The 13,539-nt window shown below is 41.6% G+C and carries 12 protein-coding genes; 2 read left to right on the top strand and 10 right to left on the bottom strand.

The features are described from left to right. Positions 1-36 precede the first annotated feature (36 nt). The 5 genes from JR334_09410 to JR334_09390 form a co-directional block, all read right to left on the bottom strand. Positions 37-1,287, bottom strand: a complete 1,251-nt coding sequence (locus JR334_09410; protein QRN85163.1) for a methylaspartate ammonia-lyase — start codon at positions 1,285-1,287, stop codon at positions 37-39. A 10-nt stretch (positions 1,288-1,297) separates the two neighbouring features. Then, positions 1,298-2,752: a methylaspartate mutase subunit E gene (locus tag JR334_09405; GenBank protein ID QRN85162.1), complete on the bottom strand. Its 1,455-nt coding sequence runs from the start codon at positions 2,750-2,752 to the stop codon at positions 1,298-1,300. Continuing rightward, a complete protein-coding gene (locus JR334_09400) occupies positions 2,709-4,145 on the bottom strand; it encodes a glutamate mutase L (protein QRN85161.1) in 1,437 nt (478 codons plus the stop codon). Before JR334_09400 ends, JR334_09405 begins: the two co-directional genes overlap by 44 nt. Beyond that, complete coding sequence (locus tag JR334_09395) at positions 4,123-4,578, bottom strand: methylaspartate mutase subunit S (GenBank protein QRN86907.1); 456 nt, start codon at positions 4,576-4,578, stop codon at positions 4,123-4,125. The genes JR334_09400 and JR334_09395 overlap by 23 nt, the downstream gene beginning before the upstream one ends. Before the next feature lie 362 nt (positions 4,579-4,940). Continuing rightward, a complete protein-coding gene (locus JR334_09390; GenBank protein QRN85160.1) occupies positions 4,941-5,906 on the bottom strand; it encodes a GntR family transcriptional regulator in 966 nt (321 codons plus the stop codon). Positions 5,907-6,369: 463 nt separating this feature from the next. On the opposite strand from JR334_09390, the gene JR334_09385 reads away from it, so the two are divergent. Then, positions 6,370-6,561, top strand: a complete 192-nt coding sequence (locus JR334_09385; GenBank protein ID QRN85159.1) for a PspC domain-containing protein — start codon at positions 6,370-6,372, stop codon at positions 6,559-6,561. A gap of 14 nt (positions 6,562-6,575) precedes the next feature. Continuing rightward, positions 6,576-6,923, top strand: a complete 348-nt coding sequence (locus JR334_09380) for a PspC domain-containing protein (protein QRN85158.1) — start codon at positions 6,576-6,578, stop codon at positions 6,921-6,923. Between the two features lie 170 nt (positions 6,924-7,093). Here the strand turns inward: JR334_09380 and JR334_09375 are convergent, their stop codons facing one another. The 5 genes from JR334_09375 to gcvH form a co-directional block, all read right to left on the bottom strand. Then, positions 7,094-8,257 (bottom strand): DUF1887 family protein, encoded by a 1,164-nt coding sequence (locus JR334_09375; protein QRN85157.1) that lies wholly within the window; start codon positions 8,255-8,257, stop codon positions 7,094-7,096. Positions 8,258-8,385: 128 nt separating this feature from the next. Next, positions 8,386-10,308, bottom strand: coding sequence for a 4Fe-4S dicluster domain-containing protein (locus tag JR334_09370; GenBank protein QRN86906.1), 1,923 nt, complete (start codon positions 10,306-10,308; stop codon positions 8,386-8,388). Continuing rightward, positions 10,308-12,341 (bottom strand): formate dehydrogenase subunit alpha, encoded by a 2,034-nt coding sequence (fdhF, locus tag JR334_09365; protein QRN85156.1) that lies wholly within the window; start codon positions 12,339-12,341, stop codon positions 10,308-10,310. The genes JR334_09370 and fdhF overlap by 1 nt, the downstream gene beginning before the upstream one ends. A 279-nt stretch (positions 12,342-12,620) precedes the next feature. Next, positions 12,621-12,974, bottom strand: coding sequence for a DUF1667 domain-containing protein (locus JR334_09360; GenBank protein QRN85155.1), 354 nt, complete (start codon positions 12,972-12,974; stop codon positions 12,621-12,623). A 57-nt stretch (positions 12,975-13,031) separates the two neighbouring features. After that, positions 13,032-13,421: a glycine cleavage system protein GcvH gene (gene gcvH, locus JR334_09355; protein QRN85154.1), complete on the bottom strand. Its 390-nt coding sequence runs from the start codon at positions 13,419-13,421 to the stop codon at positions 13,032-13,034. Positions 13,422-13,539 lie beyond the last annotated feature (118 nt).

Here is a 13,539-nt window from a genome sequence, read left to right as displayed (position 1 = left end):
CCTACTTTCCCTTGGAATAAAATCCCTACTAAACCATTAGCAACGGTTTTTATGTGCCGCTGTTAGCGCAAGCACACGCTTCATTTCATTAAATACAATCATATATCCTTCATCTACACCCATCCCAGGTTTCGCTAGGCATTGATCTGCGGCGCAAGCTAGAGCAATATTGGTGCATACTTGTGCGGACCGGTCCGTTTCATTGCAGGTTCCTCCACAGTAGGCCCCAATCCCGTTTTTCTTGCAATATAAAATAGCGTCAACCACATTGTTGATTCCCCCCAAATCAGGGGTCTTAATCTGCACCATATCTGCGGCCCTATTATCCACGAAGAGTTTAATATCTTCAAATGTATTACACCATTCGTCAGCAACAAGCTCTACCTCCGCTCCTAGGCTAATTAAATCCCTTCTTAAGTCATGTAGCGCTTTCATTTGCAGTTCACGATTACCCATATCCATCGGCCCCTCAATGCGCAGCTTAAAGGGTTTTGCAAGTTCTCCTAGATTTTTAAGATAGTGCGCCATACCTTGTGTATCGTTGTTAAATAACAAGCCAATTGTGCCATACACATCGATATGAAGAACCGGCTTATACTCTTTTTTATATTTCAACGCCTGGATTCTATTTCGGATCCAGACTACATACTCTTGAAGTTTTTCTCCTTGCAAACCCAATTTTTGCTCCATGTTGTTTATCAAGCCATGCGGTAGTACGTCCGCTCCCTTAATAATCATTTTATCTACATTGTTGTAGCGATCATCTCCAGATTGAGTAAAAATTGGAACTTCTTTTAGCTCTTGCTTCAACCCATACTCAGAGCAAATCACTTCAGCCATGGTCCGTTTTTGCGATTTGGCCGTAGCGTCCAATAAGGCCTGTGTTACCCCATAGCGAATGGCAGTATGTAGTCGCTTACCATTAACTTTCATCTGGTCGATGCTTTCCGCCAGTCTTTTGAATTCAGCAACATCAGTTCCTACAAGTCTAGGCTTTATGGACTTGTCGATAACTGGAATAAAATCCCGGGCCAAAAAGAGTGGGTCTCGTCCTCCAGTACCGGAATACTGAACTGCGGCGCAATCACCAAAAGCAACTTGACCATCCTCTAGTACAAGCATTATTGAAACCGACTCGCCTCCTTGGCGAATATCTAGGAACCCCTCAGTTGCCGTTTCTCCAATATACCTAAAGCCGTCCATAGCAGCACCCGCCTTGATCGCTTTTTGGTCGTCAAAATAAAAGCCTGTGCGTCCTTCTGAACAAACTACATCTATGATTTTCATTTCCCCTCCGCTACACTCTTTGAGAATTGCCCACTAAACTACCTGTAGATACAGCAAAAATGTCATCAATTACCAACTGAAAATTTACGTCTCTATGCTCCTTGCAGGCGCGCTGTTGCAACAAATCATCGTTGTATTCTTTTAAAGCCCCCGATATTGGTAGGTTCCCATACGACAAATAACGTACTGCACCATTAACATCCCTGGCTGGTAATATTTTCCCGGCATTATAAATACTAGGAGCGAAAGGAATATCCAAAATACCATATTTGAAGGCATTCACAACGCCTACGGCTAGGTCTCCCTCGCCAGTTTCAAGCACAGCGTCCAATAAACATTTGACTTCATCTTCAATGACCAACATCTCCGACGCCACGTCCTTCGACATGCTTAGCTTTTGCTCATTCAAAAGATTTAGTACTTCTCGTGTCGCTTTCATGCCTTGGGCATTGGCTTCACGGGTAGGTATTCCCACTGCCTCTTGAATACTTTTAACGATTACTTTTGTAGCCCCAGATAAAGCCGCTGTTGCCGCTCCCCAAGAAATCACGCCAAAGGCCTTGGCTTCATCTTCTGGAAATCCGCCCATCCATTGATGAAACACTGTTGTGAGTTGTACATCGTATCCATATTCACGAAAATACTCCAACGCCTGTTCCTCTAGGGCTCGCATTGCTGCTACATCTTGTGTCAAATTGCCACATTGGCCATATCCGAGTGTGATGTGTTTTACACCTTGTTCAGCGGCCAAGAGTCCTTCAATAATGGCAATCGCATTCGAGATGCCCGGTGGTACTAAGGTTCCGGTCAATGGGCCAAATGGCTCTCTGTTAATATCTATGTTTCTTTCTTGGTAGTATCCTGCTAATCGGTCACAATATTGCCAGTCGTAAATACTCTTCTCCAAGGTAGCGCTTTTGGCATAAGGAATATTGTAGGAAATGCCCCCACCTTCATTCGATGTCCAACCACCTGCGTGGATTATTTCAGACAACAGTCTGGCATCGGGTGTTCCATGGCGGGCTTGAATAGGAAGATCAACCGACTCTAACAGTTTTCGACAACCATATACCCCATGGTTCACAGCCGGAAATCCATTTAACATGGAGCGGCCAGCTTTTCGGCTCTCCACAATGCCTGATTCACATTCATTAAATCGATTCTGTCTGGTGTAACTGTCAATGGTCGTCGGGAGTAAGTCTGCTCCCCCTTCATTTTGCAAATACCGTAAAAGCTCAATTTGGTCTTCAACCAAAGCTACCCCAGCACGTGGTTGTAATAAAGTCTCATGATTGCCTCTAGCTTTCAAAAGACGTTTCGCAAAGTTTTTTTCTTTTGGCAAATTCTTTAGATATTCTACCGATTCTAACAAGTCCACTTCTGCACCGGTAGGCCACTGGCATAATACTTCTTTACGCACTTCAAGAAACTGATCTTCTGACCATTTTTTGTTTTTGAGGTTCATTTTTTTTCCCCACTTTTTTAAGATAATCGCTCATTAGTTTAAATGCTAGTTCAGGGTACCGTTCTGAAAGTAGCCCTGCAGCTGACATCATATATGCACCATCTACCACGAATCTAGCTTTCTTCGGCATTAGCTGTTCTGGTTTTGTTTTATCCATCAAACTATGCTTCAGAATTTTTTCCGGATTTTTGCTATATGCTAAAACACCCCCTGTTCCAATTATTGTATTAACAGATGATAAATCCTTACCAGTTTGATAAAACAGCATCCCCAAAGGGGTATACACAGATTCAAGCAACCCAGCATGCCTTGTGACTGCTACTTTTACTGCCGCTGAAGCTAGGCTTTCATCGAAATCCACTTCCCTTTTGTTTGTTGCCAATAGCTCTGTATTGTTACTCAATACGCTACACCGGTCTGTAACATATGAAAAAGACTCATGCGAGAGTTCTTCTAGGGTACGCACGCCTACGGAATCCTTCAAGGATTCAGCACTGACACGCATACCTAGATCGCCTTCTACCGTCCTTTTTAAGAAGGGTTCGAACAGCCCTTTCATGATTGTGCCAGAATGTGTCGGATATCCATCGCAGGCTGAATGAACGTCTGTAGTCGCGCCTCCAATGTCTATAACCATTAGGGGACCCCAACCTTTACTATGCTCAGTGCCCTTAGCCAATAGCTCCACTGCTCGTAGCACAGCCATTGGTGTTGGGATAATTTCTCTAGATAGTTTTTCTTTTGCCTTGCCTAGTCCCTTAGCCTCTGTTATCTTTTCCATAAAGATGTTCCGAATAACTTCTCTGGCCGGTTCAATCTGGACTTGATTCATCACGGGCATCACATTATCCGTAATCTTATAGTACACGTCGTTTTCGTTAAAAATGGCCTCCAGGTCGTCCATGGCATTTTTGTTTCCTGCTGCAACGTACGGAATCTGTTTAATCGTTTCAGATAACCTTTTAGCATTGTGTATGATGCAATCTTGATTTCCTCCATCTGTTCCACCCGCGAGTAGAATTATATCTGGATTCAACTTTTTTATATTGGCTATATCTTGGGAACTTAATTTCTGGCTAAACACCTCAAGCATTTTTGCACCAGACCCAAGGCAAACCAGCCTTGCTGCCTCAGAGGTAAGCTCCGGTACCAAACCGGAAGCAATCATTTTCAGACCACCGGCAGCACTACTACACACCAAGCAATCCGTCCATTCGCATTCTCCTCCAACTTGCCCTTTTACTTGAGCGAAGGCCTTTTCATAACCAATCATGATATCTGTTTCAACAGTTGTTTTGGTTTCAGCCGATGCAACGATCTGTTGTGCCAGCTTATCTACAACAATCACTTTTGTATAAGTACTGCCAAAATCAATAAGCTGAATACACTCCATTCATACTGCCTCCTTCCGGAATCATGTTGAGTCTTAGGTCAAAAATCAAATCCTTCATCGCTGTATCTGGGTGTGTGCCGGGCGGATAAACTCGGTCAAATCCCATCTCTAAGAAACGTTGTTCCACAGTCTCCCAATCTTGTTTTCCTACAACCAAGTTTCCTCCAACATAGAGAAGAATGTTTTCCAAACCCGACTCAATACACTTGGCTTTCAGTCCTCTGCAATCCATTTCTCCATGGCCATATAGGGATGAAACAATAATTGCATCTGCGTTCGTTTCAATCGCCGCATTGATGAAATCTTCCTGTGAACTCAAAACGCCGATATTCACTACTTTGAAGCCTGCCTCACTAAAAGCATAATCCAAAATCTTATTGCCTACAGAATGACAATCCGCACCAATTACTCCGACAACCAATACTGCATTCATTTCTTTTCCTCCTGCATCTGCTTGGCTCTGCCATTTGGACTCAATTTGGTGTCCAATCGCCATTATAGTAGCACTAGTGGACTCTTTGGTCAACGCATATTATAGTCATTGGTACCCCTTCTTTAGCTATATTAGCATTTTATCTCGAATTGGACTCCTGCTGTTATACTCTGGGCTCGGAGCTTTTCGTGGCATAATCACATTCGCCATCTTTCTTTACCCTCGTTTAAACCCATTTATAAACGCTAAAATATATTCTGAATCAGACCTGGAAATCGCCCTACTCCCGAATTGGTATCCCCCAAAAAAAATATAAAAAAAAGCCGTATTCATTTAAAATGAACACGGCCTTTCCCCAACATTTACCTATTTTCCACCAAACGCGATATTATTGGTTTAACGGTACTATCATCCAAATGGTAGTCAAAGCGAATGACATCTTTATCTTCTCCAACAATTTCAGTAATCTCCTTTAATCTACCAGGAGATACAATGGCAACATCAACATCCTGCAGAAATCGCACCAAGGCATTTCTATCTCGTGATTTTGTATGTTTCAGCCTTAAGTTATGTAATCCAGCTGTTTTTAAGGCCATCGCAACTTTATAAAAGAATTCTTCAGATAAACAAGCTAGCCCAAATTGGGTATCTTCGGGATATTTAGCAATCTTAACAATTGTCTCCAAATCAGGGCTTATCGCCACACCCATAACCTTCTTTTTGATTCCATGTTTTTTTAGTATTTCAATTACTTCGTTAACATGGTTAAAGGTTGGGACGACCACTTTTGCTTTTTCAAGCGCATGCTTGGTACTCATAGACATTTCTGCTAGTTCGGCCACGGTCACAGGCAGCAGCTTGAAATGCGTTTTTTCTGACAGTTGGTCTGCAAAGCTACGGGCCTGTTCAATATTGCATTCAACAAATATTGCCTGTGTCTCTGAAAGATAGGCTTCTTTTTCCTGGACACGGGCCCGTACAATATCTAAAAAGTCCGCCGTTGGAATATCGCGTTCAAAAGCAGATTCAATGGCCAGGTCTACAAGCTTCAAAACACTTTCTTTATCTGTGAAAGTCTTCCATCCAGTAGTATCGTCGGCTACAAAAGTTCCCTTTCCCTGGTGGGAAATAAGAACTCCCTCTTGTTCCAATACATTGTAGGTATGACTCACTGTCTTTCTGCTGACGTTAATCTCACTAGCAAGCTCTCTTTCAGTCGCCATTCGATCACCCAACTTAAGCTCACCACTGCTTATTTCTTTAATAATCTGATTCTTTAACTGCAAATACAGCGGAATACCACTATTTCGATTTATTTGAATTGGCATTTGTTCCTCCTAAGAGTATCGGTTTCACAATAGGTTCACTATTTAATTTTAACCGTAAATATATAAAGCTGCAATTTAGCAATTGAACAGCCCATCACCATCTTGACATTATTTCTTCAAACTCATGACTTTTGTATTCAAAACACAATTGTTTTGCGATTCCCTGCAGCTCCAATGTTTGTTATATTATATCACAATCCTTTTACTACTAGCTGTCCAAAGCGATATCTCTATTTCCTATTGCAATACCTTTTTAAACTCTTTTAGAACTTATGGCGGCCATAGCAGTTATCAAGCTACTGAAACCACCCACACTCATGGCAAAAGTGACAAACAAAGTCTTTTTCACATAAAACCGCCTTTAGTTTATGTTCAGTATCTTCTGCGTTTTATGATACAATGAACCCAGAGAAAGCCGAGCTAAAAAAGACTTGGAAGATATTCAATTATGGAGGAAACATTTATGAGTAAAAAATTGTATCTGTCCCAGACAGACAAAAAAATCGGAGGAGTATGTGGGGGCTTAGGTGAATTCTTAGATATCGACCCCACCATCGTTCGCATTATCTGGGCACTATCAATCTTTTTCGGTATTGGTCTTCCGGCCTATCTGATTGCCTGGTTAGTAATACCCAATGGCGTCAATTTAAACTAATAAGGAGGTATGCCATGAGCAAGCGTCTTACAAAAGGTTCTGAACCCATCTTAGCAGGTGTTGCAAGCGGATTCGCCGAGTATTTCAATGTTGATCCCCTTCCAATCAGATTGTTATTAGTAGCCATGATGTTCCTAAATATCTTTACAGGCTTCGCGTATATCGTCTGTTGGATTGTAATGCCACAGCATGCAGGTACAGTCCAGAAAACCCAAGATAAAACTAGAAATGGACTATTTATTATCGGATTGGGTATTCTATTGTTATTTAGAAATTTCTTTCCCCAAATATCGTTCACAGTAATTACTGCCTGTGCACTAATTGGATTGGGCATTTACTTAGTCATTAAAAACAAAGATTAGACAATCACGACCTCTATGAATGATGGTTTGTAAACTCCTATAAAGTAAAAGCCAGCGCCTTATCGTGCTGGCTTTTACTTTATTAGAGCCTAGTCTGCTATCTGACACATTCACCCCATACAAACCTTTTACTGGTTCACAGTTGCACTAATATCACAAAAAAAGAAAGGCTAGAGCCTTTCTTTTTCAAATATATCTCCTAGTTCTTTTACAAAACGGGTCAGATCTCCATCGTAACGAATTAAGTTTACACCCAGTTCCTTGGCCCTTGCTCGAATTGAGCCCTTATCCGGCCATTGGGTGACTACCATAATCCGGATTGCAGAGTCACCACCCAAACCTTCTGCATTTACAATCAGCTCATTTAAATCTTTTTCTGTATATTTCGAGGTATCCTTACAAGATATTAATACCAGCTTTTCTTTGTATACAGCCAAAACATCAATTTCATTATTGACTCGTTGCCGTCTTTCATCCCAGAAGAAACTCACGCCACTTTTCAAATCATCTAGGAAGGGCAACTGCTTCATACCATAGAAAGTAACTGCCTCCAGCCAATAGCCATATCCCATGATATAACGTTTAAAGGCTTCCTCTTTAAAGTCTAACAAGTATTCATACTTCGCCGTTTTGGTAAACTTAGCAATTCTGTATTCGTGCAAAAGGATTAGATATTCTAATACCTTTTGATATTGTTTTTTGTTCAGCCTATGGGTGTTGACTACTACTAAATTGTTCTTTAGATTTTGGTCTAAGGTGCGCATAGTGGCCTTGGTTTTCAAAATCCAATTGGTTTGCATCCATTGATCATGGTGAGCAATTTGCCATTTGAGCAGCTTCTTGACAGGCTGGGCCTCGTAAACACTAGTTGATGAAGCATAGACGCTACCGCCTCCACTCTCCACAAAATCTTCAACCTGAAGGTCCACATCCTCTATTTCTATACTATGACATTCGCCTTGGTCAATGATGATAGCTCGCTCATCTCGCTCGGAAAAGACAAAGATGGGGATCTCAAGTTCCGATGCTATCTCTCTAAGCAACATAGCAGCTACAGGATGACCGTTGGATAAATCTAGAATGATATCACTTTCTAAACGATTCAATTTCTGAACCTCTTGGCGCAAGGTCTTGCAATTATAGAAATCCATCTGGTAGGGAATGATTTTCATGTCTGGGTAAAGGTTGTTGAAAAACAAGGTAACGTTTTCCAAATCTTTCAGATCTTCAGTAGAACCGGAATGTAGCAAGTAAATTTTTTCCGGACGTAAGGCCTTGGCTGCAACCAGGGTTGAAATGTTCCGGTGATTGATAAGACAAAACAAAGCTGTCATAGTTCCTCCTTGAATATAATGCTTCTCATTCTCAATTAGAGATATCTTCCCATATTCCTGCTTTTTCTTTGTTCAAAATACAAAAAAGGAGGCAACGAAACCTTAGGTTCGTTGCCTCAACCGTTCTTCTAAAATTCTGGTGGCAAAGCCAACATTTCTTCATAATTGTAGACTGGTCCATCCACGCACATGTAATGGGTACCTACCTTACAATGCCCACATTTACCAACGCCACAACGCATATGTGTTTCTAGGGTAGTTAAAATATCGGTACCCTTCATCCCTAAAATTAAAAGATCCTTAGAAACCTTCTTAATCCGTCGAGGTGATGCACAAATAACTGCTGTTGTGTTATGCCAGTCTAATCCCAAATCAGGCAATAAATCGTTTATATATCCTGTGTATGCATCGATCGTATCTGAAGGATACTTTAACGAATATTTTACCTCTACATTGGGAACTTTACTCCACTCTTCTAAATCATCTTTCAAAATAAGTCCCGTATCACGCAAGGCACTAGCCATGATTACGACCTTACCAAATTCTTCACGATTCTCCATAATTTGTACAATCATCGTACGAACTGGCGCAAGTCCTACTCCAGAGCCTATCACCAAGATATCTCTTCCCTTAATTTCTTCATAGGGGAATCCCTTGCCGTACGGACCCCTTAGACCGACCTTATCACCAGGTTTCATCTCGTGCAGTTTTTCGGTAACACTGCCCACTTTTTTAATACAAAAATCAAATTGGTCGCGTTGTGAAGGCCCGAACGGAATCGATATTGCCACTTCTCCAACACCAAACACCGTAATTTGGAAGAATTGCCCCTTGAATTGGAAATTCTTATGCAATTCCTTGTTTTCATACTCTAAATAAAAGTGTTTTATGAGCGGTGTCTCTTCCACAATTTTAGTAATTGTTGCTACATCCGGCATATATAGGCTTTTATTCATGGCAATATCTTTTTCCGGTCGTTGATAGGCTACCTCTGAGATTTGGGTCGATATCGTTTTGGCCTCCGGTTTACTTGCCTCATCCTGTACTCTCTTGATGATTTTAAGAATTGAGATATTGGTAGGGCACGTGCTTATACAACGGCCACAACCGGTACAGCCTTTATAACCAAACCGCTCTTCAATATATTTCAACTTGTCATATATACGATAGCGTACTCTTGAAATGTTGTTTCTTGGATTATGATTTCCTGCATTTCTAGTGAAGTTTTCACTCTGGCAGGAATCCCAATAACGGACTCGTCGTCCGGAATCCTCATTCACTTCTTCAACTACATTGAAACAGGTGCAGGTGGGACAAACTGACGTACAACCTGTACAGCTGATGCAGGCATGAGCCTCTTCTTGCCAAAAATCTGCATTAAACGTTTTAGCCAATTCTTCCCGGATATTGCTTAGGTCCAATTGAACCTGAAATCCTTCCTTGACCTTCTCTTCCAACTCATCTTTCCTTTTAGCTGAGGCTTCTTGCTTACTATCTAGTTTTAAATAATCCTTACCCCAGGCAACTAGGCGGTCTCCTTTTTCAGAAGCACTTTCCACAATATAGCAATCGGAAAGTTCCGTCAGCACTAAATCATGACCGGCTTTTGAAAATGGTCCAACCCCTTGCGAAGAACAAAAACAATTCTTCCCAGATTTTAAACAGTTCAAACCCACTATTGTCGTTGCTTCACGACGAGCCTTGTAGTTGGTGTCTTCGAACTCACCCAAATAGAAACGATCCATATAGGCTACACCATAGGTATCACAGGCCCGAATTCCAAATAAGATTTTTTTCCCAACACCAGTTTTAGCTTCATTCTTAACTTCAAAGGAATCTTCTTTCTTTTCCCAAGAGAAAAGTGCTTCCTTCTGTTCAAACATAAACTCCTTAACTGGTAGAGCCAGATTAATATAATCCAACTGTGGTGCCTCACCCGTCCACGGTAGAAGCTGCACATTGTCTTTTTTTCCATAAGGAACACGCAGGTCCTGTTTTTTACTCCAGGCGTCCAACAGAGCATTCAAATCTGTTTTTTTCAGTTTATAAATCATTTTGCCACCTCGATTTTGACTGCCGTTACCTTATATTCCGGAATCTTGGTAACCGCATCTACTATTTGGCTCGTCAGCTTATTAACAGGCGATTCCACATAGTGAAATGGAATGAAAACCACGCCCTCTTTAATGTTATCTGTAATTTTTGTTTTGGCGACAATGGATCCACGTCTTGAGCTAACTGTCACCATCTGGTGGTCCCACAATCCCATTTTTTCTGCATCTGCCGTATTTATTTCTACAAATGCAACTGGATATTCACGGTCTAGAGCCCATATTTCTCTAGTCATGGTACCTGTGTGGTAGTGATGATGCACCCTGCCAGTAGTCATAATCAAGGGGTACTCTTCATCTACATGTTCCCCTGGTTCCTCATAGGAGGTGACCTGCATTAGTCCTTTACCACGAATAAATTTATCTTTATGCAAATAGGGCGTACCGGGATGGTCCAGACTAGGACAAGGCCACTGTATACCAATTTCCTGAAGACGACTATATGTAATGCCTCCATATTGGGGTACTAAAGTATTGATTTCATCCATGATGGCCGAAGGATGTTCATAGTTTCCTTCATAGCCAAACAACTGCATTAGCTCCAAGATGATCAACCAGTCCGCCTTGGATTCCCCGACTGGTTCCAAGGCTTTATGCACAAGCTGTACTCTTCTTTCCGTATTGGTGAAAGTACCGTCTTTTTCCAAAAAGCTGGCCCCAGGAAGAACTACATCAGCATACATTGCCGTTTCCGTTAAGAAAATATCCTGTACTACCATGAAGTCAACCTTTTCAAAGCAATGGATTACATGCTGTTGGTCCGGATCAGACAGCACCGGATTTTCACCCATTACATAGAGTGCCTTCATCTTTCCTTCATCAATTCGTTCAAACATCTCAGGAATCTTATTGCCATCAAGACAGGAAAAATCTCCCCAAGCCTTGCTGAATTTTTCTTTGGTAGCCGGTTCAATTGCTTTTCTGTAACCCGGGAGAACATTCGGCAGTGCGCCCATATCACATGCGCCCTGTACATTATTCTGACCTCTCAAAGGATTAAGGCCGGCACCTTCTTTGCCAACATTTCCAGTAATCATCACTAGATTAGCAAGAGCCGCCACATTTTTAGTTCCAGTCTTTTGCTGGGTGATACCCATAGCGTAAAGAACGGAACCTTTGTCAGCCTTGGCATAACGTCTAGCAATATTTTCAATCGTTTCAGCTGGAACTCTTGTGATCTTCTCAGCCCATTTAGCAGTACAATCTTTGACAGATTCTTTCACTGCCTCAAAATTTTCAACTCTTTCGGCCACAAACTCGTGGTCGTAAAGGTCTTCTTTGATAATGGTATGAATAAGCGCATTAACAAAAGCCAAATTGGTGCCTGGCTCAATTTCTGCATATTCATCGGCAAATTCAGCTAACCTGATACGCCTAGGATCCACTACGAATAATTCAGCCCCAGCCTCTAGCGCTTCGAATATTCTCGTTGCTACCAAGGGGTGCTGTTCCGTGGTGTTTGTACCAATTGCAATAATGACATCCGCTTTGGATATCTCTGCAATTGTATTGGTCATTGCTCCACTACCATACGCTGCAGCCATACTGGCCACTGTAGGAGAGTGTCACAAGCGTGCACAGTGATCGATACTACTAGTCTTCAACGAGACACGTGCCAATTTAGCCATTAGAAAGTTTTCCTCATTGGTGCAACGCGCCGATGAGAGTATGCCGATGGAATCAGTGTTGTCTCCTCCAGTCATGGCATTTTCAAAACCCGTTTTAACTGCTTTATATGCTTCTTCCCAAGATACTTCTCGAAATGAGCCATCGGAATTCTTAATCAAAGGTTTCTTCAAGCGTTTTGGGCTATGCACAAAACCAAATCCGTGCCAGCCTTTCGCACACAGCCTGCCATTACTGACAACATGTCCTGCCTGCGGTGTAACCCCCAAAATTTCATTATCTTCAATGTTTACGTACAAGCCGCAGCCACAGCCGCAATAGCCACACGTAGTCAGTACTCTTCTCATTAGAATCACCCCATCACATTTTTTCTCGTACTCTATCATTATCTCCGACTTTCTTCGAGTTTGTAAAGGGAAGGGCCTACTTAAGAAAGTTATCATTTTCACAAATCTTTTACATCATCCACAAACATGGCTCTATTATCTGATATCCCTTTTATTACCACGCTACTTTTTTTCAGCATTTCGCTCATTACAAGGTTTTTTAGGCATATAAAAATCCCCTCGTAGCAAACAGTTTATCACCATCTACCACAGGGGACGCCTTCCATCACTTGAATCTTCTTATTTTTTTGCTACATTTTCCAGTACTTCAAAACGGATACCAGCAATTTCTACAATATCTTTTTTGGAAAGTGGGGCCTTCACTAAATTTGTTGCCAGGGTTCGCATCAAAGAGTCGAATTGTTCCTCCGCCACTCGGTCGACAGAGCGGACCTTAACCGCCGCAAACTTGCCACCCTCTACCCGAAGGTAGGTTTTCATCATGCGGTAAGGAAGCTTTAAGCTCTTGATTGCATATTCTTCACCACGAGAACAGTTGTTGCCTTGCCAATCGTAGACTGTATCATCATCATGAGTGATATCTACTTGGCAGCGCATACCACAATTTGTACATCCAATTTGTGTTTCTTTCATCGTTTCACTCCCAAAAAAAAGCAGCCTTACGGCTGCTTCCTTAGTTTAATCTTAAGATTACTCTTTGATAAAAGCTTCGTATTCTTCTTCAGACATTAAATCTTCAAGATCAGCTGCATCTTCCATATCAATTACAACCAACCAGCCTTTACCCATCGGGTCAGAGTTAATTAACTCAGGCTCGTCCAACAGTGCTTCATTGACTTCAACAATTGTTCCGCTAACAGCAGCATATACATCAGATACCGCTTTAACAGATTCGATGGTTGACATGCCGTCGCCTTTAGAAAAAGAATCATCAACTTCAGGCAGTTCAACAAAAACTACGTCGCCCATAGAGTCTTGAGCATATTCACTTACGCCCATGGTTACTTTGCTTCCGTCAACTTTTACCCATTCATGGTTTTCAGTGTACTTAATCATTTTGGTTTCCTCCAGATAAATCATTTCTGTTTGTATTATACATTTTTCTATCTAATATTCAATCAGATTTTGGAAATATGTCGGAAATGGCTGAAAAAAAGAGAAAACAGACCATTGGAAAGCAAAAATTGCTCCTTTTCCT

The sequence above is a fragment of the Clostridia bacterium genome (genome assembly GCA_016887505.1).
GTDB lineage: Bacteria > Bacillota > TC1 > TC1 > UBA5767 > UBA5767.
The sequence above is the reverse complement of the archived record's forward strand: the minus strand, read 5'-3'. Positions and strand labels throughout refer to the sequence as shown.